At 68.8% G+C, this 20,422-nt stretch carries 19 protein-coding genes; 2 read left to right on the forward strand and 17 right to left on the reverse strand.

The window, feature by feature from the left end; genetic code table 11:
* Positions 1-30: 30 nt before the first annotated feature.
* Complete coding sequence (locus tag F3H87_RS09855; protein ID WP_149788907.1) at positions 31-546, forward strand: anthrone oxygenase family protein; 516 nt, start codon at positions 31-33, stop codon at positions 544-546.
* A 7-nt stretch (positions 547-553) separates the two neighbouring features.
* Here F3H87_RS09855 and recN read toward each other — a convergent pair whose 3' ends face one another.
* From recN to thpD, 16 genes are all read right to left on the reverse strand, one after another.
* On the reverse strand, positions 554-2,203 hold the full coding sequence (gene recN, locus F3H87_RS09860) for a DNA repair protein RecN (protein WP_149788906.1): 1,650 nt from the start codon (positions 2,201-2,203) through the stop codon (positions 554-556).
* 36 nt (positions 2,204-2,239) lie between these two features.
* Positions 2,240-3,088 (reverse strand): outer membrane protein assembly factor BamD, encoded by an 849-nt coding sequence (locus F3H87_RS09865; RefSeq protein WP_149788905.1) that lies wholly within the window; start codon positions 3,086-3,088, stop codon positions 2,240-2,242.
* Between the two features lie 127 nt (positions 3,089-3,215).
* Entirely contained in the window at positions 3,216-4,136 is a 921-nt protein-coding gene (gene lpxC, locus F3H87_RS09870; RefSeq protein WP_149788904.1) for a UDP-3-O-acyl-N-acetylglucosamine deacetylase, read from the reverse strand.
* Between the two features lie 221 nt (positions 4,137-4,357).
* Entirely contained in the window at positions 4,358-5,992 is a 1,635-nt protein-coding gene (ftsZ, locus tag F3H87_RS09875) for a cell division protein FtsZ (protein WP_149788903.1), read from the reverse strand.
* Between the two features lie 267 nt (positions 5,993-6,259).
* Positions 6,260-7,591 carry a cell division protein FtsA gene (gene ftsA / locus F3H87_RS09880; RefSeq protein ID WP_149788902.1) on the reverse strand — a complete coding sequence of 444 codons (1,332 nt, stop codon included), beginning with the start codon at positions 7,589-7,591 and terminating at the stop codon, positions 6,260-6,262.
* A 6-nt stretch (positions 7,592-7,597) separates the two neighbouring features.
* A complete protein-coding gene (locus tag F3H87_RS09885) occupies positions 7,598-8,482 on the reverse strand; it encodes a cell division protein FtsQ/DivIB (protein ID WP_149788901.1) in 885 nt (294 codons plus the stop codon).
* The gene (locus F3H87_RS09890; protein ID WP_394852171.1) at positions 8,470-9,348 is read right to left on the reverse strand and encodes a D-alanine--D-alanine ligase; all 879 of its coding nucleotides are present in this window, start codon (positions 9,346-9,348) and stop codon (positions 8,470-8,472) included. Before F3H87_RS09890 ends, F3H87_RS09885 begins: the two co-directional genes overlap by 13 nt.
* A gap of 93 nt (positions 9,349-9,441) precedes the next feature.
* Positions 9,442-10,374, reverse strand: a complete 933-nt coding sequence (murB, locus tag F3H87_RS09895) for a UDP-N-acetylmuramate dehydrogenase (protein ID WP_149788900.1) — start codon at positions 10,372-10,374, stop codon at positions 9,442-9,444.
* Between the two features lie 209 nt (positions 10,375-10,583).
* A complete protein-coding gene (locus F3H87_RS09900) occupies positions 10,584-10,829 on the reverse strand; it encodes a DUF2484 family protein (RefSeq protein WP_149788899.1) in 246 nt (81 codons plus the stop codon).
* Positions 10,826-11,080: a DUF2484 family protein gene (locus F3H87_RS09905; protein WP_188129230.1), complete on the reverse strand. Its 255-nt coding sequence runs from the start codon at positions 11,078-11,080 to the stop codon at positions 10,826-10,828. Before F3H87_RS09905 ends, F3H87_RS09900 begins: the two co-directional genes overlap by 4 nt.
* Positions 11,081-11,101: 21 nt before the next feature.
* Positions 11,102-12,295: an APC family permease gene (locus F3H87_RS09910; protein ID WP_149788898.1), complete on the reverse strand. Its 1,194-nt coding sequence runs from the start codon at positions 12,293-12,295 to the stop codon at positions 11,102-11,104.
* Positions 12,296-12,316: 21 nt separating this feature from the next.
* Entirely contained in the window at positions 12,317-12,544 is a 228-nt protein-coding gene (locus F3H87_RS09915; RefSeq protein ID WP_149788897.1) for a hypothetical protein, read from the reverse strand.
* A 6-nt stretch (positions 12,545-12,550) separates the two neighbouring features.
* Positions 12,551-13,960 carry a UDP-N-acetylmuramate--L-alanine ligase gene (gene murC, locus F3H87_RS09920; protein WP_149788896.1) on the reverse strand — a complete coding sequence of 470 codons (1,410 nt, stop codon included), beginning with the start codon at positions 13,958-13,960 and terminating at the stop codon, positions 12,551-12,553.
* An 88-nt stretch (positions 13,961-14,048) separates the two neighbouring features.
* The gene (locus F3H87_RS09925; RefSeq protein WP_149788895.1) at positions 14,049-15,149 is read right to left on the reverse strand and encodes a UDP-N-acetylglucosamine--N-acetylmuramyl-(pentapeptide) pyrophosphoryl-undecaprenol N-acetylglucosamine transferase; all 1,101 of its coding nucleotides are present in this window, start codon (positions 15,147-15,149) and stop codon (positions 14,049-14,051) included.
* Positions 15,150-15,254: 105 nt separating this feature from the next.
* On the reverse strand, positions 15,255-16,424 hold the full coding sequence (gene ftsW / locus F3H87_RS09930; RefSeq protein WP_149788894.1) for a putative lipid II flippase FtsW: 1,170 nt from the start codon (positions 16,422-16,424) through the stop codon (positions 15,255-15,257).
* A 109-nt stretch (positions 16,425-16,533) separates the two neighbouring features.
* Positions 16,534-17,478: an ectoine hydroxylase gene (thpD, locus tag F3H87_RS09935; RefSeq protein WP_149788893.1), complete on the reverse strand. Its 945-nt coding sequence runs from the start codon at positions 17,476-17,478 to the stop codon at positions 16,534-16,536.
* Between the two features lie 139 nt (positions 17,479-17,617).
* Between thpD and F3H87_RS09940 the strand changes: the two genes are divergently transcribed.
* The gene (locus F3H87_RS09940) at positions 17,618-18,796 is read left to right on the forward strand and encodes a BaiN/RdsA family NAD(P)/FAD-dependent oxidoreductase (protein WP_149788892.1); all 1,179 of its coding nucleotides are present in this window, start codon (positions 17,618-17,620) and stop codon (positions 18,794-18,796) included.
* 206 nt (positions 18,797-19,002) lie between these two features.
* Here the strand turns inward: F3H87_RS09940 and murD are convergent, their stop codons facing one another.
* Positions 19,003-20,406, reverse strand: a complete 1,404-nt coding sequence (gene murD, locus F3H87_RS09945) for a UDP-N-acetylmuramoyl-L-alanine--D-glutamate ligase (RefSeq protein WP_149788891.1) — start codon at positions 20,404-20,406, stop codon at positions 19,003-19,005.
* Positions 20,407-20,422: the final 16 nt, after the last annotated feature.

Below are 20,422 nucleotides of genomic sequence, written 5' to 3' on the forward strand. Positions count from 1 at the left end.
GCATCGTCCTGCCCGGTAAAGGAGCCCGCCATGCCGCGAACGCCCGTCCCCTTGTACCTGTCCACCGCCGCCGGGCTGTCGCTGCTGTTGTCGGCGGCGATCTTCGGGTTCTTCTATGCCTGGGTCTGCTCGACCATGTGGGGGCTGGATGCGATCGACCCGCGTGTGGCGATCGCGGCCATGAACGGCATGAACGCATCGGTGCGCAACGCGGTCTTCGCCCCGGCCTTTTTCGGAACCGGCCCGATCCTGCTGGCGACGGCCGGTCTGGCGGCCCTCGCGGGGCACCGGGGCGCGGCGGGCTGCTTCGTGGCGGCGGGCGCGGCCTATCTGGCCGGCGCCTTCGCCGTCACACTTGCCGTGAACGTGCCGATGAACCAGGCGCTGATGGCCGCCCCCGTGCCGCAGGATATCGAAACCGCCGCGCAGCTCTGGCAGGACTATTCCGGGCGCTGGCAGGTCTACAACCTGATCCGCACGCTGGTCACCGCCACCGTGCTGGGGCTGTGTGCGATGGGGATCGTGCGGCTGGCACAGGCGCGATAGCGCCGCCCTACCCCGCCAGCAGCGCGCGGGCCGCGGCGCGGGCCTCGTCGGTGACGGTATCGCCCGACACCATGCGCGCGATCTCGTCCACGCGCTCGGCATCGTCCAGCGGCACCACGGTCGACAGCGTCTGGCCGCCGCTCACCCGCTTTTCCACCCGCCAGTGATGCGCCCCCAGCGCCGCCACCTGCGGCGAATGGGTGACCACCAGAACCTGCCCGCCCTGCGCCAGCGCGGCCAGCCGGCGGCCCACCGCATCCGCCGTGGCACCGCCGACGCCGCGGTCGATCTCGTCGAAGATCAGCGTCAGCCCGCGATCCTCGGCCGTCAGGCAGACCTTGAGCGCCAGCATGAACCGGCTCAGCTCCCCGCCCGAGGCGATCTTGCCCAGCGGCCCCGCCGGCGCGCCGGGGTTGGTGGCGACGGTAAAGGCCACGCCGTCGCGCCCGTCGGGGCCGGGATCGGCGGGGGCGATCTGCGTGGTGAACACCGCCCGCTCCATCCTGAGCGGCGCAAGCTCGGTCGTGACCGCGCGATCCAGCCGCGTGGCGGCCTTTTCCCGCGCCTGCGTCAATGCCCCGGCGGCGGCGTCATAACCCGCCTCGGTTTCGGCCACCCGGCGGGCCAGTTCGGCCAGGTCGGCATCGCCCTGGTCCAGCGCCGCCAGCCGGCTGCGCAAACCATCGGCGAATTCCGCCAGGTCGTCGGCCAGCACGCCATGCTTGCGCGCCAGCCCGCGAATGGCAAACAGCCGTTCCTCGGTCTCTTCCAGTTCGTGCGGGTTGAAATCCAGTTGCTCCAGCGCGGTTTCCAGCCCCGCCACCGCGTCCGACACCTCGCCCAGCGCACGCCCCACCGCATCCAGCGGCGCATCGAGCGTGCCCTCGGCCTGCCCCGCCACGCCTTCCATCCAGCGCAGCGCGTCACCCATCGCACCCTCGGCGCCCTCCAGCCCCAGCGCGGCATGGGCGCGGGCGATATCCTCGCGGATCTTGGCGGCGGCCTGCATCAGGCGGCGGCGACGGTCGAGATCTTCCTCTTCGCCCGGCTCGGGGGCCAGCTTGTCCAGCTCGGCAACCGCGTGGCGCAGGAATTCCTCTTCGGCGCGCACCTCGTCCAGCGCGGCCCGCGCCGCGGCCTCGGCCTTGCGGGCGGCGCGCAACGCGCGCCACGCGCCGCGCGTGCCGGCCACCAGCCCGCCAAGATCGCCGTAGGTATCGAGCAGCGCGCGGTGGCCTCTGGGGTCCAGCAGCCCGCGATCGTCATGCTGGCCGTGCAGTTCCACCAGCGTTTCCGACAGCCGCCGCAACACCTCGCCCGAGCAGCGCCGGTCGTTGACCCAGGCGGTCTTGCGCCCGTCGGCGGTATTCACCCGGCGCAGGATCAGCCCGTCCTCGGCGGGCAGCCCGGCCTCGTCCAGCACCGCGCGGGCGGGATGGTCGGGGGCCAGGTCGAACTCGGCCACCACCTCGCCCTGCTGCGCGCCCTGCCGCACCAGCTCGGCCCGGCCGCGCCAGCCCAGCACGAAGCCCAGCGAATCCAGCAGGATCGACTTGCCCGCCCCGGTTTCGCCGGTCAGCACGTTCAGCCCCGGGCGAAAGGCCAGGTCCAGCCTGTCGATGATCAGGATGTCACGGATTTCAAGCGCGCGCAGCATGATGCAGATGCCGTCCGGGCCACCGGCCGGCCCCCCTTACAGCCACTTGCCCTGGATCGTCTGGCGATAGATCTGCGCCAGCCAGCCGTCGCCCGCCGCCTTCAGTTCCAGCCCCCGGCCGGTCAGCAGCTTGTAGCTGTCCTCGTACCAGTCGGTCGAACGGAAGTTGTGGCCCAGGATCGCCCCGGCGGTCTGCGCCTCGTTGGTCAGGCCCAGCGACAGGTAGGCCTCGACCAGGCGGTGCAGCGCCTCGGCGGTGTGGCTGGTGGTCTGGAAATCCTCGACCACCACGCGGAAACGGTTTATCGCCGCGGCATAGTGATCGCGGCGCAGGTAATAGCGGCCGATCTCCATCTCCTTGGCGGCGAGATGGTCGAAGGCCAGATCGAACTTCAGGACCGAGGACCGCGCGTATTCGCTGTCGGGATAGCGTTCGATCACCGTGCGCAACGATTGCAGCGCCTGGAACGTCAGCCCCTGGTCGCGCCCGACCTCGTCGACCTGGTCGTAATAGCTGAGCGCCAGCAGGTACTGGGCATAGGCCGCGTCCTCGTCGGTGGGGTAAAAGTCGATATACCGCTGCGCCGCAGAGCGGCTGTTCTCGTAATCCTTGTCCCGGTGATAGGCATAGGCCTGCATGATCAGCGACCGCTTGGCCCAGTCGGAATAGGGGTAAAGCCGCTCGACCTCGGAGAAGTAAAACGCCGCGCGATCGGGGCGGCCGCGTTCGACCTCGTATTCGCCGCGTTCGAAAATCTGCTGCGCGGAATAGGTCTCCATCGGGATCTGACCCCTGGCCACGCTGTTGGCGTCGCTGCAACCGGCCAGAACGGCCAAGGCCAGAACACCCCCCAAAAGCCGCCGCGCCGGTTTGCCGCCTGTCATGCTCGATCTCTTCCTTCCACGGACTTCGTTCGCCGAACATCGCCCGGCGCTTGCGATTGGTCCTAGCACAGAAAATTTCGGTGCAAAACGCCTTTGGCACAAAATCTGGTGACCGGCGACCGGCAGGTCAGGCAACGTGGCGCAACTCGCCCAGGTGCACGCCCGCGCCGGGCAGCCGCGCGGCCATCGCCGCGTCGCAGGTCACCATGCGCCAGGCATCGCGGCGGGCGAACAGCGCGCGCAGCAAATCGTTGGTCAGCGCGTGGCCTGCCCGGTGGCCGGTATAGGCCGCGAACAGCGGCGCGCCGGCCAGCGCCAGGTCGCCCAGCGCGTCCAGCATCTTGTGGCGCACGGCCTCGTCGGCGTGGCGCAGCCCGCCGGGGCTCAGCACCCGGTCGCCATCGACCACGACGGCGTTTTCCAGCGTCCCGCCCAGCGCCAGCCCGTTCGAGCGCATCGCATCAACATCGGCCTTGCGGCAGAAGGTGCGGCTGTCGCACAGCTCGCGCACGAAGCTGCCATTGGCCATGTTCAGCACCTTGTGCTGCACACCGATGGCGCGGTCGGCAAAGTCGATGTGAAAATCAATGGTCAGCGCGGCGGCGGGTTCCAGCCGGGCCCAGGCATCGCCGCGGCGCACCTCGACCGGGGCCAGGACCTCGATCGCGCGCACCGGCGCGTCCTGCTTGCGCAGCCCGTGGTTCAGGATGCGCAGCACGAATTCCGAGGCGCTGCCGTCGAGGATCGGAACCTCGGGGCCGTCGATCTCGACCAGCACGTTATGCACGCCGCAGCCGGTCAGCGCGGCCATGATATGCTCGACCGTGGACACCGACACGCCATCGGCATTTTCAAGAAGCGTGCAAAGCGGCGACTGGTTCACGCGGTCCCAGCGCGCCGGGATCCGTGCATCGCCCTGCGTCACGTCGGTGCGGCGGAAAACGATGCCGTGATTCACCGGCGCCGGGCGCAGGATCATCCGCGCCGGTTTGCCGGAATGCAGGCCGACGCCGTCGAAAGTCACCGATGTGATCAGAGTTGTCTGCACGTAATCCTCAATTCCGCGAAGGTATCCCCTGCCTTCACACGGCGTTTACTATTCCGAATGGCGGGGAAGGCTCAACTCACTCTTTGCAACGGTCTGAAACATGGGCACACGGGATCGGCAGCGTTTCGCCGCAGCTGCGATATCGACGGCTTAACACCCTGGTTCCAAAAGAAAAAGGCCGCCAAACCGGCGGCCCTTTCCGATGAAATCGTGACGTTGCGTCAGTTCGCCTGACGCCGCAGGAAGGCCGGAATTTCGATCCGTTCCTGGTCGGGATCGGCCTCTTCCTGCACCTGCTGGGCGCGGACCGGCGGCTGCTGGCGCGGCTGTGCCGCGGCCTGGTGCTGCCCCTCGCCATGGCCGGTCATCCGGTTGATGAGCGAGTTGATCCCGAAGCGCGACCGCTCGGCCTCGGTCGCGTGGCGCGGCTCGGCGGCCGGGGCCGCGGCGGGGCGCTCGGCGGCCTCGGGGCGGCGGCCGACGGCGGCGCGCAGGCGGGCCATCGCCTCGGGCGACGGGGTGCCCGGCGCGGGCGCGCGCGGCGCGACGAAGGCTTCGGCCTCGTCCTCGTATTCCTCTTCGGCGCGCGGCTGGAACTCGGCCACCTGCGGGCGGTAGGCCGGCGGCGGCAGGTCGTCGGCCGCGGCGGGCGCCTCTTCGAAGATGTCTTCCATCTGCTCCTCGGCGGCGGCGCGCTGCGCGTCGAGGTCATGGAACAGGCCCGGCTCCTGCACCGGCTCGGCGCGGGCGGCCACGGCAGGCTGGGGTGCGGGCTGCGGCGCAGGCGCGGCGGGGGCCGCGGCCTCGGGCGCACGCTCCTCGGTGCTGACGGTCTGGGTCAGCGGCGCGGCCATCGTGCGGCGCGGCACGGGGATATCGTGCTGCACCTCGCTGGCGTCGATGCCGGTGGCCACCACCGACACGCGCATCGCGCCTTCCATCCCGGTATCGAGGGTCGAGCCCACGATGATGTTGGCATCGGGGTCCACCTCTTCGCGGATGCGGTTGGCGGCCTCGTCCAGTTCGAACAGCGTCAGGTCGTGCCCGCCGGTGATGTTGATCAGGACGCCCTTGGCGCCTTTCAGGCTGATCTCGTCCAGCAGCGGGTTGGCGATGGCCTTTTCGGCGGCCTGCACGGCGCGATCCTCGCCCTCGGCCTCGCCGGTGCCCATCATGGCCTTGCCCATCTCGTCCATCACGGCGCGGACATCCGCGAAGTCGAGGTTGATCAGGCCCGGGCGCACCATCAGGTCGGTCACGCCCTTCACACCCTGGTAGAGCACGTCGTCGGCCATCGAGAACGCCTCGGTAAAGGTGGTCTTCTCGTTGGCGAGGCGAAACAGGTTCTGGTTGGGGATGATGATCAGCGTATCGACGACCTTCTGCAGGGCCTCGACCCCGTCCTCGGCCTGTTTCATCCGCTTGCCGCCCTCGAACTGGAACGGCTTGGTCACCACGCCCACGGTCAGCACGCCCAGTTCGCGCGCGGCCTGCGCGATGATCGGCGCGGCGCCGGTGCCGGTACCGCCGCCCATGCCGGCGGTGATGAAGCACATATGCGACCCTGCCAGGTGGTCGACGATCTGCTCGATGCTTTCCTCGGCGGCGGCGGCGCCGATCGTGGCCTTGGCGCCCGCGCCCAGCCCCTCGGTCACTTTCACGCCCATCTGGATGCGGTTGTCGGCGCGCGATTGCTGCAGCGCCTGCGCGTCGGTGTTGGCCACCACGAAATCGCAGCCGGTCAGCTGCTTTTCGATCATGTTGTTGACCGCGTTTCCGCCGGCCCCGCCCACACCGAAAACGGTAATGCGGGGCTTCAGCTCGTCATGTCCGGGCACCGAAAGGTTCAATGTCATGGTCTGTCCGCCTGTGCTTTTGACCCGCCTGACCGGGCCTTTTCTCAAATTTTCTGGGCCATTCTTACCCTTTGGTCATGCCATCGTCACCAAAAAAACGCAGAAAACCCACAAAATATGGTCGCTTTCCGCATCCGGCGCGCGGGATTTTGCCGATTTGGCCAGATATTGCGGTTCACATGGCGCACAACCCTATTGCACCCGGCAGGGCCGCCGTGGCGCAGCGGGGGGATTCGCCCCTTGCGGGCCCCGTGGACGACCGGCCCCCTACCAGTTGTCCTTGAACCACTTGACCGCGCGGCGCAGCGACCGCGCCGGGTAGCGATCGACCGGCAGGTCGAAATCCCACCACTCGTCCTGCGGATGCGCCGCGAACAGGCACAGCCCCACCGCGCTGGCGAAGGCCGGGCCGGTCGCGGCCTGCGGCAGCCCGTGCACCCGCAGCGGGCGGCCCAGCCGCACCTGCTGGCCGAGGATGCGGCTGGCCAGCCCGTCCAGTCCGGGGATCTGGCTGGCGCCGCCGGTCAGCACGATCTGCTGGCTGGGCAGGTGTTCGAACCCGGCGGCATCCAGCCGCGCGCGCACCTCTTCCAGTATCTCCTCGACGCGCGGGCGCATGATGCCGATCAGCTCTGCCCGGCTGACGGACCGTCGGTCATGCTCCCAGTCGCCGGTCTCGCCGCCGGTCTCGATCATCTCGCTGTCGTCGCGGCCGGTGGCCACCACGCCGCCGTAGAACGTCTTGATCCGCTCGGCCACGTTCGCCGGCACCGACAGCCCCATCGAGATGTCGCCGGTGACGTGATCGCCGCCCATCCGCACGGTGTCGGCATAGATCATGTGCTTCTTCATGAAGATCGACACGCCGGTGGTGCCGCCGCCCAGGTCGATACAGGCCGAGCCCAGCTCCTGCTCGTCCTCGACCAGCGCCGAGATACCCGAGACATAGGCCGAGCTGGCGATGCCCGCCAGTTCCAGGTCGCAGCGTTTCACGCAATGGGCCAGGTTCTGGATCGCGGTGTCCTCGACCGTCAGCATGTGCATGTCGCAGGCCAGCCTCTGCCCCATCTGGCCACGCGGATCGCCCAGGCCCGAGCGGTGGTCCAGCGCGAAATTCACCGGCTGGGCGTGCAGCACCTCGCGCCCGTGGCCGAAATCGGGCACGTCGCAGGCCGACAGCACGCGGCTGACGTCCTGTTCGGTCACCACGTGGCCCTGCAGGTCCATCTCGCCCGCCACGCCGTAGCTGCGCGGCTCGGCCCCGGAAAAACAGGCGATCACGTGATCGACCCGGATATTGGCCATCTTCTGCGCTGCCTGCAAAGCGGTGCGGATCGCGCGTTCGGTTTCCTGCATGGCGTGGATCTCGCCGAACTTCACGCCGCGCGACCGGGTGGTGGCCGCGCCGATCACCCGGAACCCCGCCTGCCCCGCCATCGGGCCGATGCCCTCGGCCTCCAGCCGCTCGGCCCCGTCGAAGCGCAGCACGAGGCAGGCGATCTTGGAACTGCCCACATCGAGGATCGCAACGACCCCGCGCTGCATGGCCGCCTTGCGCATGTTGCGCATCGCCCTCTGGGATTCGTAGAGCTCGATCATTTCTTGTTATTCTCCCAAACTCGTCTTCTGCACGTGCCACCACTGCTCGACCGCGGTGGCGTTCATCCGCAGCGTGGGCCGCCCGGCAAGACGCATGTCCACCGCCGCCAGGTCGCGTTCCAGCATCTCCTGCACATGGTCCAGCGCGATCACCTGCTCCAGCGCCTGCACCGGCTGCGCCTCGGGCAGCAGGATGCGCTGGCCGCGATCCAGCACCACGTCCCAGCGCCGTTCGCCCATCCGCACAAGGCCCCGCAGCCGCGGCGCCAGCGGCCCGGCGGCGCGGATGATGCGCAGCGCCTCGTCCACCTGCGCGGTGGCCCCCGCGCCCGCGATCACCGGCAAGCCGGGGTGATCGGCCCGCGACAGCGCCGGGCGCACGGACATGCCGGTTTCATCCACCAGCTCCAGCCCCTCGGCATTGCGCCACAGCACCACCGGCACCCGCTCGGTCACGTCGATATGCAGCACGCCGCCGGTGCGCACGCGCACGCTGGCATCGCGCACGGCGGGCAGTTCGCGCACCGTGTCGTGGATCGCCACAAGGTCCAGGTCGAAGGAACTGACCGGGAAATCCATCGGCAGGATCTCGCGGATATCCTCGTCGACGCTGGCGCTGGCGCCGTCGATGGCCATCACGTTGACCATGAATTCCGGCCGCGTCTCGATCTGGGTGCGGATATCGGCGATCGCCAGGTTCAGCGCGTCGCGCCGCCCCTCGTCGGCCATATAGATACTGCCCACGGCAAAGCTCAGCGCCAGCGGCACGCCCGCGCGCAAGAACAGCCGAAAGCCCGGCGTCAGCATCAGCCGCTGCATCCGGTAGGACCAGCGTGAGGGCGCGGGATCGGGCCGCGCATCCTGCGGCCTGCGGCGGATCAGCGATCGCATGAGGCATCCTCCACCATCCAGGCGCAGAACGCGCCGAAGCTCATGCCGAGCGCCTGCGCCTGTTCGGGGCTGAGCGAGGTCGCGGTCATCCCCGGCTGGGTGTTGGTTTCCAGCAGGATCAGCCCGTCCGGCCCGCGCGCCTCGTCCCAGCGGAAATCGGTGCGGCTGACGCCCCGGCAGCCCAGCGCCTCATGCGCGCGCAGGGCATAGTCCAGGCAGGCGTCGAACACATCGCGCGGGATGTCGGCGGGCACCACGTGGCGCGATCCGCCCTCGGCATATTTGGCATGATAGTCGTACCAGCCCTCGGTGATGATGTCGGTCACGGTCAGCGCCCGGTCGCCCATCACCGTCGTGGTCAGCTCGCGCCCCGGCGCGTAGGTTTCCACCATCACCGTTTCGGGCATGGTGTCGTCCAGCTGCGGCGGGGTATTGGCGCTTTCGGCCACGATATAGATGCCGACGGACGAGCCCTCGTTATTCGGCTTGACCACGTAGGGCGGCGCCATCACGTGCCGCGTGCGCACCTCGTCGCGGCTGGCCAGCAGACTGTCGACCACCGGCAGCCCGGCGGCACGGAACGCGGCCTTGGAGCGTTGCTTGTCCATCGCCAGCGCCGAGGCCAGCACCCCGGAATGGGTATAGGGGATGCGCATCCATTCCAGCATCCCCTGCACGCACCCGTCCTCGCCCCAGCGGCCATGCAGCGCGTTGAAGGCGACATCGGGGGAAATTTCGGACAGGCGTGCAGGCAGGTCGTGGCCGGCATCGACCTCGACCACCTCGTATCCTTCGCCCCTGAGCGCGGCGGCGCATGCGCGCCCGGATGACAGCGACACCTCGCGTTCGGCCGAGGGGCCACCCATCAACACCGCAATCCTGGGGCTTGTCCTGCTCGACTTCGCCACCGTCCTTGCCTCTGATATCGGGGCCGTTTCGCCGGCCCTTTTGACTTGTCGTTATATACTGCCTGCCGGGGTCGTTTCGCCGACCCTCATGATTTCCCACTCTAGCGTGATCCCACTGGAATCGTAAACCCTTTTCCGCACCTCCTCGCCCAGCCCTTCGAGGTCGGCGGCGCTGGCCTCGCCGGTGTTGATCAGGAAGTTCGAATGCTTCTCGCTCATCTGCGCCCCGCCCCGCCGCGCGCCGCGCATTCCGGCATCGTCGATCACCTTCCACGCCTTCAGCTCGTGGGTGTCGTCGGCGCGGCCCGTGCTGGAAAACCCGGCCGGGTTGCGGAAGGTGCTGCCGGCGCTGCGGTCCTTCGTCGGCTGGCTGGCGTCGCGGGTGGCCAGTTGCTCCTCCATCCGCCGCGCCAAGGCGTCCGGGTCGCCCGACGGCCCCTCGAAGGTGGCATCGACCAGCACCCAGCCCTCGGGCAGGTCGGTCTGGCGATAGCGGAAATTCAGGTCTTCGGCGGTCAGGGTGACAAGTTCGCCCGCCCGCGTGACCGCGCGGGCGCTGACGAACGCATCCGCCGTATAGCTGCCATAGCAGCCCGCGTTCATGCGCACCGCCCCGCCGATGCTGCCGGGGATCGTGCGCAGGAAGGTCAGGTCGACCCCCGCCGCCGCCGCGCGTTTGGCCACATGCGCATCCAGCGCCGCAACACCCGCCGTCACGCGGTTGCCGTCGATGTCGATCCCGTTGAAACCGCGCCCCAGCCGGGTCACCACCGCGCGGATACCGCCATCGCGCACGATCAGGTTGCTGCCCACGCCCATCGGGAACACCGGCACCGCAGGGTCGAGCGCGGCCAGAAAATCCTGCAAATCCTGCAGGTCCGCGGGCTGGAACAGCCAGTCCGCCGGCCCGCCCACGCGCAGCCATGTCAGATCGTTCAGCGGCCTGTCGGGCGTCAGCCGCCCGCGCACCTGCGGCATGGTCATGATCGGCTCCCTTTTCCGGTTCGACGCCTTACTAGAGCGTTTCGTGAAAATCCTGAATCGCTTTTCGCTGCCTCTCGCCTTCGGCTCGAACGCAAAAAGCGATACATGATGACTCAGTATTTCCCGAAACGCTTTAGATCACGGGCGCACCGAGGGAAAGTGCCCGCCCCGGGCTGGTGCGCCGACGGAAGCGCATCGCAAACCCGCCCTTATCCCAGCCGTCGCCGCGCCCAGCGCATGAGATAAATCACCGGCCAGCGCAGCACGCTCATCCCCGCCGCCAGGAACAGCAGCCCGATCCACACCCCCTGCGCCCAGGTCAGCCAGACCAGCAGCGGCACGCCCAGCGCGATCAGCACATAGGCCCGCGTCCAGTGGTGATCGCGCGACGGGATCATCGCCAGCACATTGGCCGCCACCAGCCACAGGCAGGCCAGGATCAGCGGCGCGCTCATTCCGGCAGTTCGGGCCGTTCGCCCCGCGCCCGCCGCCAGAGATAGCGCAGCGGCCTGCGCATCATCGACGCGAACGCCGCCAGCCCCAGCACCGCCAGCCACCAGCCATGCAGCGCACCCATCCAGACGATCAGCACCGGCGCCGCCAGCAGCAGGATCACCCCCGGCGCATATTGCCGCCGGATCGGCAGCATCGCGGTCACCGTCGCCGCGATAACCCACAGGATCGCCAGCAATACAGGTATGCTCATCACGTCACCCCCTTTCCTCTCTCACAGGAATACCCCCACCAGCGAGGCCGCGAACAGCGCCACGCACAGGATCAGCCCCAGCCACGGCACATAGACGGGCACGTCGAACGGCGCCCCCGGGGCCTTGCGCTTCAGCGCGATCAGCGCGGAATTGACGATGGCGAACACGATCAGCAACGCCTGCGTGGTGATCTCGGCCAGCGTGGCGACCGGCAGCGCCAGCGCCGCCGCCATCGTCGCCACCCCCACCCCGACCGTGCCCAGAACCGGCGTGCCGAACCGCGGATGCGCATGGCGGAACACCGCCATCGAGGGCGAGCGTTTGCCCAGCCCGAACAGCACGCGGCTGGCCATCACGACCTGCGCCAGGATGCCGTTCAGCGCCGCCGCCACGGCGATGGCGCTCAGGAACACGCCGCTGTGCCCGGTGCCGGCCTCCCAGACCAGCACCAGCGGGCGTTCCGAGGTGCCCAGAACCTCGCGCGGGACGGCGCGGACCGCGGCCAGCGACACAAGGGCATACAACAACGCGGTGATCGCCAGCGCCAGCAGGATGCCGCGCGGCATGGTGCGTTCGGGGCGGCGGGTTTCCTCGGCCATGTTCACCATGTCGTCGAACCCGATAAAGGCGAAAAACGCAAAGACCGAGGCCGCCGCGATCCCCGCCCATTCGGGCGGCGGCAACGGGACATGCCACTCGGCCACCGGCGGCGCGGAAAACCCCGCCCAGACCACCAGGAACAGGCCGATCACCTCGATCACCGTCAGGATGGCGGCGAAGGCCAGGCTTTCCAGCACGCCCACCACCGCGACCACCGTCAGCACGACGCCGATCCCCACCACCGCCACGGCAAAGGGGATGTCCATGAACGAGGTCAGATACCCCACGCCCCCGCGCAGCACCGCCGCACCCGCGACCGTGCCCGCGATCACGTTCACCCAGCCCACGAACACCGCCAAATGATGCCGGTTCAGCCCAATCTCGATATAGGAACTGTCGCCCGCCGCCTCGGGGATGCGCGCCGACAGCTCGGAAAAGCTCAGCGCGGTGGGCACCGCCACCAGCGCCGCCAGCAGGAAGGCCAGCGGCGCCCACATCCCCGCCACGCCGGCGGCGGCGCCGATCAGCACGTAGATGCCCGCCCCCACCATGACGCCGACGCCATAGGCGGTCAGCAGCCCCAGACCGATCCGCCGTTTCAGATGTTCGGCCATGGGGGATGCACCTCGTTGCGTCTACAGGAATGCCCGCAGGATCAGCCCGCGCAGCGGCCCGGCCAGCGCCACACCGCCGCCCAGCGCCGCCAGCGCGGTGCCGGCAGCCGCCGGGTCATGCTGGTAATGCAGCATCAAAAGCGCCGCCGCCGCAACCGCAAAACCCAGCACCAGCCGCCGGATCAGCCGGGTGACGGCGACAAGCGCCATCAGCACGACGATTGCGACCACGGCCCAGCCCAGCGTCATCGGCCCCTACCCCGCCTTGTCCATCAGCCGCGCCGGCAGCCCGTTGGCCCAGGCGCTGATCGTGCCCGCGCCAAGGCAGACCACGATATCGCCCGGCCGCGCCTGTTCGCGCACCAGCCGTTCCAGGTCGTCCTCGTCATGGATGGCGCGGGCGTGGCGATGGCCGTGCCGGATCAGCCCGGCCACAAGGTCGTCGCGGCTGGCGCCGGGGATCGGGTCTTCGCCCGCGGCAAAGACCTCGGCGATGGCGACCACGTCGGCATCGTTGAAACAGGCGCAGAAATCGTCGAACAGGTTGGACAGGCGCGAATAGCGATGCGGCTGGTGCACCGCGATCACCCGCCCCTCGCTGGCCTGCCGCGCGGCCTTCAGCACGGCGGCGATCTCTACCGGGTGATGGCCGTAATCGTCGATGATGGTCACGCCACCCACCTCGCCCACGCGGGTGAAGCGGCGGTTCACGCCGCCGAACTGCGCCAGCGCCGCGCGGATCTCGTCGCGCTTCATGCCCAGGTGCCGCGCCACGGCGACGGCGGCCAGCGCGTTGCTGACGTTGTGATCGCCCGGCATCGGCAGGGTGCAGCCCTCGATCGCCGTGCCCTCGGCCTGCAGCAGGATGTCGAAATGCGCCACACCCGCCTTGTAGGTCAGGTTGGCGGCACGGATATCGGCCTGCGCGTTGAACCCGTAGGTCACCACCCGCCGGTCGGTCACCCGGCCCACCAGCGCCTGCACCTCGGCGTGGTCGGTGCAGCAGACCGCCACCCCGTAGAACGGGATGTTCGATACGAACTGGTAGAACCCGTCGCGCAGCGTGTCGAAATCGCCCCAGTGCTCCATATGCTCGGGGTCGATATTGGTGACGATGGCAATGGTCGCGGGCAGCCGGTTGAAGGTGCCGTCGCTTTCATCCGCCTCGACCACCATCCATTCGCCCTGCCCCATCCGCGCGTTCGATCCATAGGCGTGGATGATGCCGCCGTTGATCACCGTCGGGTCGATCCCGCCCTTGACCAGCAATTCCGCCACCAGCGTCGTTGTGGTGGTCTTGCCGTGCGTCCCGGCCACGGCGATGTTGGATTTCAGCCGCATCAGCTCGGCCAGCATCTCGGCCCGGCGCACCACCGGCAGGCCACGGGCGCGGGCGCCGTCAAGCTCGGGGTTGCCCGGCTTGATCGCGGACGAGATCACGACGACCTCGGCCCCCTCCAGGTTCCCGGCCTGCTGCCCGATGAAGATGCGCGCGCCAAGGCCCTGCAACCGCTCGGTGATCTTCGAGGCCTTCAGGTCGCTGCCCTGCACGTCATAGCCGTGGTTCAGCAACACCTCGGCGATGCCCGACATGCCGATACCGCCGATGCCGACGAAATGGATCGGGCCCACATCGGTGGGAAGTTTCGTGGCTGCTGCGTTCATCCTGTGCCGTTCCTCGTATCCTGCCCCGTCATCGCGGGACTTTTCGTCCTTGTCATACCGCCGGATGCCCCGGCCTGGCCTGCCACCGTCACGCCCTGCCCCGCGCCAGTTCCTCGACCAGCGCCACCAGCGTCCCGGTCGCGTCGGGCTTGCCCGCCGACAATGCCGCCCGCGCCATCTGCGCGGCGCCGTCTGGGTTGGACAGGACCAGGTCGATCTGTTCGGCCATCGCCTCGACCGTCACCATGCTTTCGGGGATCACGATCGCGCCGCCCGCCTCTTTCAGCCCGCGCGCATTGGCGGTCTGGTGATCGGCGGTGGCCGCGGCATAGGGGATCAGGATCGCCGGCCGGCCGATCACGCTGATATCGGCCACGCTGGACGCGCCCGAGCGGCTGATGACAAGCTGCGCCTCGCTCATACGACGGGGGATGTCGTGGAAAAACGGCTGCACCTCGGCATGGATGCCGTTCCCGGCGTAAAAGGCGGCGACACGCTCGCCATCCTCGTCGCGGGCCTGGTGGCTGACGCGGATATGCTGCAACATCCCGACCGGCAGCGCCGCGATGGAAGGCGGCACCACGTCCGACAGGATACGCGCGCCCTGGCTGCCGCCGATCACCAGCACCGACATCGGGTAATCGCCCGGCGGGATATAGGGCGCGCCGGCACGCTCCAGCACCGCGCCGCGCACCGGGTTGCCGGTATGCACGCCCGCCACCCCCTCGGGCAGATCGGCGGGCCATGTCCCGCAGGCCACCGCGTCGACGCGGCTGGCAAAGGCGCGGTTCACCCGGCCCAGCACGCCGTTCTGTTCGTGGATCATCCGCGGGCGGCGCAGCACGAAGGCGGCCGCCAGCGCCGGGATCGACGGGTAGCCGCCAAAGCCGACCACCACATCCGGTTTATCGCGCAACATGCCCGTCACCGCCCCCAGCACACCGCCCGCGATGCGGAACGGAACCGCCAGTTTCGCCAGCACGCCGCCGCGCGCGAAAGTGGCGCTGCTGATCTGCTGGATCTCGACCGAATGCGGAAACCCGCCGGTGTAGCGCGCGCCGCGCGCATCGGTCGACAGCTTCACCCGCCAGCCCTTGCGCAGCATCACCTCGGCCAGCGCCTGCGCGGGGAACATGTGTCCGCCCGTGCCGCCCGCCGCGATCACCAGTAAAGGTTGGCGTTCCGTCATCGCCCTACTCCGTCAACAGCCCTGCCGCGCCGCATAGCCCGGCAGACCCGGTATCGCAATCCCGCGCGCACCGCCCGTCGGCGGGGTTCCGCAGGGGCGCATGGCTCAGCGTCCGCGCCCCCCGCGCAGGATGTCGCCGATCTCGCCCTGCGGCCGGGTGCGGGTAAAGGCCAGCAGCATCCCCACCGCGATCCCCCCCGCGATCAGCGACGAACCGCCGTAGCTGACGAAAGGCAGCGTCATGCCCTTGGCCGGCAACAGCCGCACCGCCACGCCCATGTTGATCATCGCCTGCACGCCGAACATCACCGCCAGCCCGGTGCCCGCCAGCCGGATGAACGGGTCGCGCTCGTTCATCAGCCGCAACAGCGAGCGCACGACGACGCTGGCGTATAGCGCGATGATCACCAGCACCAGGATCAGCCCGTATTCCTCGGCCGCAACCGCGATGATGAAATCGGTATGCGCATCGGGCAGCGACCATTTCACCTGCCCCTCGCCCACGCCGACGCCGAAAAACCCGCCCTCGCGGATCGCGTTGGTGGCATAACCCAGCTGCGTCGTGGGATCGACATCGGGCGTCAGGAACCCGTCGATCCGGCGCGCGAAATGCTCCGAATGGTTATAGGCGAGCGAGCCGACCATGACCACGCCCGCCGCCATCACAACCAGCAAAAGCATCGGCGCCCCCGCCACGAACCACATCACGCCCCAGCCGAACAGCACCAGGCTGGCCTGCCCGAAATCGGGCTGCATCGCCAGCATCGCCACGATCACCAGCGTCATGCCGAAGGACCACATCCGCCCCGGCGGGCCGTTGATCTCCTGCGAGGCGGCCATCATCCAGGCCACCACCACCACGAAACCGGGCTTCAGGAACTCCGACGGCTGCACCGAGGCGAAGCCCAGCGAATACCACCGCACCGCCCCCTTGCCGAAATCGGTGCCGAAGACCGGCAGGAACGCCAGCGCGACAAAGGCCGCGACAAAGCCCAGCACCGCCAGCCGCCGCACCAGCGTCGGCGTCATCATCGAGGTCACGAACATCGCCATCAGCGCCAGGCCGCCGAAAAACGCCTGCCGCTGCACGTAATGGAACGCGTCGAACCCGTTTTTCGCCGCCAGCGGCGGCGAGGCCGCAAGCCCCAGCAATATCCCGATCCCGAACAGGATCAGGATGCAGGACATCGTCCATTTGTCCACGGTCCGCCACCATTTGGGGAGAACCGGCTCGCCATCCCGCACGGGGACCGCGCCATAGACCATTTCTGTCATGGGTGCACCGCTCGCTGCCTCATGTTCGCCCCTTTGCGGGGTCTGATACGGCGCAGTCTAGCGGCAAATACGCCCCGTGGCCAGAGTGTTGGTGGCGGGGCGCCCCCGGTCAGGCGCCGGTCAGCCGCCCGCCTTGCGGCACGATGGTCCGCGCGCCGTCGCGGTTGGCCAGATGGCCGGGGCGCGGGTCATCGGCGGCAAAGGGCGCCACCAGCGCGTTCGACACCGCGTTGAACACGAAAAACGCGTTCGAGCGCGGATCGGGCGTGATATTGCCGTTCGATCCGTGCAGCGTGTTGCAGTCGAAGAATACCACCGTTCCCGCCGGGCCGGTGGCCGCGTCCAGCCCGTTTTCCGCCACCATCCGGGCGATCGTGTCACGGCCGGGCACGCCGACCTCCTGTTTTTGCAACGAGGTCTTGTGATTGTCCTTCGGTGTCTCGCCCCGGCAGGCGACAAAGGTCTTGTGCGACCCGGGCACCAGCATCAGCGCGCCGTTCAGCGGCGAATTGTCCGTCAGCAGAACCGAGGCCGACACCGCGCGCATCCGCGGCATCCCGTCCTCGGCGTGCCAGGTTTCGAAATCGGAATGCCAGTAGAATTCCTTGCCGGTAAAGCCGGGCTTGTAGTTCAGCCGCGACTGGTGCAGGCAGACCTCGTCGCCCAGCAGGAACCGCGCCACGCCGGCCAGCCGCTTGTCGGCCGCCAGGCGCGCAAAGACCGGCGAATGGGTGTCGAGGCGAAAGACCGTGCGCACCGCGTCGGTGCCCGGCTCGGTGACGAAATCCGCGGGCGCCCCCGGCCCGCCCGCCCCGCGCAGCCGGAGCGAGGTGTCGATCAGCAGGCGCAACTCTGCATCGGAAAACAGGTTCCTGCGGATCAGGTACCCCTTTTCCTCGTAATGCGCGGCCTCCTGCCGGGTGATCGGGGCATCCCCGGTCCAGTCCGACCACAGCACCGGGTCGCGGCGCGGCGTCAGCCGCTCCTCGCCGGGCAGGCGCGTGCGATAGGCGTCTGCGGCATGGAAATCTTCGGGTTTCGACGTGATGTTCATTTTTTCCTCCTTGGTTATCCAGGTCGAAACGAGGTTTCTCTCCTCACCCGCATCAACGGCCCGGACGCGCCGCAGTTCCCTTGCGGGCCGCGTCACACGGCCGCTTGACCGCGTGCGGCGCTTCGGGCAATGCGCCGGAATGCAGGTCGAAACACTGATCCTTGGCGCCGGGGCCGCAGGGCTGATGTGCGCAGCCCTTGCCGGGCCGGGCACGCTGGTGATCGACCATGCAAAGGCCCCGGGCGAGAAAATCCGCATCTCGGGTGGCGGGCGGTGCAACTTCACCAACCTGCATTGCGACGCGTCGGCCTTTCTGGGCGCGAACCCGCATTTCCCGAAATCGGCGCTGGCCCGCTATACCCAGTGGGATTTCATCGGGCTGGTCGACCGTCACCGCATCGCCTGGCACGAAAAGACGCTGGGCCAGCTTTTCTGCGACGACAGCGCACGCCAGATCGTGCAGATGCTGCTGGACGAAACCCGCGCCGCCGGGGCCGGGTTGTGGCTGGAAACCGCGCTGGCCGACCTGTCCCATGACGGCAACCGCTTTACCGCCACGCTCGACCGGCAGGGCAAGCGGCACCGCATAGCGGCGCGCAACCTCGTCCTTGCCACCGGCGGCAAGTCGATCCCGAAAATGGGCGCGACCGGGCTGGCCTATGACATCGCGCGGCAATTCGGCCACGCGGTCACCGAAACCCGCCCCGCGCTGGTGCCCTTCACCTTTTCCGACACGCGCTTCAAGCCGCTGGCAGGCACCGCCCTGCCGGTGCGCGCAACGGCCGGGGCCGGATCGTTCGACGAGGCCGCGCTCTTTACCCATCGCGGATTGTCCGGCCCGGCGATCCTGCAAATCAGTTCCTACTGGCGCGAGGGCGAGGAAATCGCCCTGAACCTCGACCCCGATGGCCGGCTATACGACAGCCTGCGCACCGAGCGGCAGGCACAGGGGCGGCGCAACCTGACCACGGTGCTGGCGCAACACCTGCCCGCCCGGCTGGTCGAGTTCCTTGCCCCGCAACTCGGCCTCGCGGGCAACCTTGCCGACCAGTCCGACGCCCGGCTGTCCGAAATCGTCGCCGCGCTCGGCGACTGGCGCCTCAAGCCCACCGCGACCGAGGGCTACCGCACCGCCGAGGTCACGCTGGGCGGCATCGCCACCGACCGGCTCGACAGCCGCAGCATGATGTCGCGCGACGTGCCGGGATTGTATGTGATCGGCGAGGCGGTGGATGTCACCGGCTGGCTGGGCGGCTACAATTTCCAGTGGGCATGGTCCTCGGGCGTGGCCGCCGGGCGGGCCATCGCCGCCGGTTAACGGCCGCGCGGTTTCGGGACAAAACCGCGCGGTTTTGTCCGATCGGACGCGAAACGGTGAAAATCGGCGGCTCAAACGGCGCAAACCCGTTAACCCATTGTCAGGAACCGCGCGGCACGCGCCACGAACCGCGCGGTTTATGTTAACCCCCGATAAGGAACCGCGCGATTTCCGGCCCCGACCGCGCGGTTAACGCGCCGCACGCCCTATTGGCCCAGCGCGGCCTTGACGCAGGCGATGAAATCCTCGCCGCGTTTTTCGAAATTGTCGTACTGGTCGAAACTCGCCGCCGCCGGCGCCAGCAGCACCACCTCGCCCGGCTGGGCCTCGGCCACCGCGGCCTCCACCGCGCGCGCCATCGTGGTGCAGGTCTCGGCCTCGACGCCGGAAAGCTGCATGGCGAACCCCGCCGCCTCGCGCCCGATGACGTAAGCCTTGGCGACATGCGGCAGGCCCGGTTTCAGCCCGGCCAGCCCGCCCTCTTTCTCAAGCCCGCCGCAGATCCAGCGGATGCGGTCAAAGGCCAGCAGCGCCTTGAGCGCGGAATCCACGTTCGTCGCCTTGGAATCGTTGACGAAATGCACGCCGTTCGCTTCGGCGATCAACTGGCTGCGATGCGGCAGACCGCCAAAGGAATGCAGGCCCTGCTCGATCAGCCTGGGCGCCACACCCATGCAGCGCAGCACCGCGTAGGCGGCACAGGCGTTCTGGTGGTTATGCGCGCCCGGCAGGCCCTTGATCGCGCGCAGGTCGATCGCCGCCACCTGCCGCCCCTTGCGCCATTCGGCCAGGAACCCCTTGCGGGCAAAGACCTGCCAGCCGGGGCCCGACAGCTTGCGCGCGGCGCTGACGCGGATCACCCGGTCGTCGCCCGGCCCCTCGGACATCTGGTTGGCCAGGTATTGCCCCTCGATCTCGTCCACACCGATCACCGCCCGATCCGGCCCGCCCTCGGCAAAGAGCCGCCGCTTGGCCGCGAAATAACCGCCCATGCCGCCGTGCCGATCCAGGTGATCGGGCGACAGGTTGGTGAAAACCGCGATATCGGGCGTCAGCGCGCGCGCCAGGTCGGTCTGGTAGCTCGATAATTCCAGCACCACCGCGCCACCGTCGCCCGGCATGTCGATATCCAGCACCCCGCGCCCGATGTTGCCGGCCAGCTCGCTGTCGCGCCCGGCCACCTGCAGCAGGTGGTGAATCAGCGCGGCGGTGGTGGATTTCCCGTTCGATCCGGTCACCGCGATCACCCGCGGCGGGCTGTCGAAACGGTCGAACCCGGCCCCCGCGAAGGACCGGAAGAACAGACCGATATCGTTGTCCACGGGCACCCCCGCCTCCCACGCGGCGGCGATCACCGGGTTGGGTTCGGGATAGAGATGCGGGATGCCGGGGCTGACGATCAGGCTGGCCACGTCGTCGAAGGCGCCCGCGCCGGTCAGGTCGCGCAGGGCAAAGCCCTCGGCCCCGGCGGCCTCGCGGGCGGCGGGGTTGTCGTCCCAGCAGACCGGCGTCGCGCCGCCCGCCCGCAGCGCCCGCGCCGCCGACAGGCCCGAGCGTCCCAGCCCCAGCACCGCCACCACCCGGCCATCGACACCCTGCACCGCTATCATCGCGCGCCCCCATCCT

This window comes from Lutimaribacter pacificus (assembly GCF_900142185.1).
Taxonomy (GTDB): Bacteria; Pseudomonadota; Alphaproteobacteria; order Rhodobacterales; family Rhodobacteraceae; genus Lutimaribacter; species Lutimaribacter pacificus.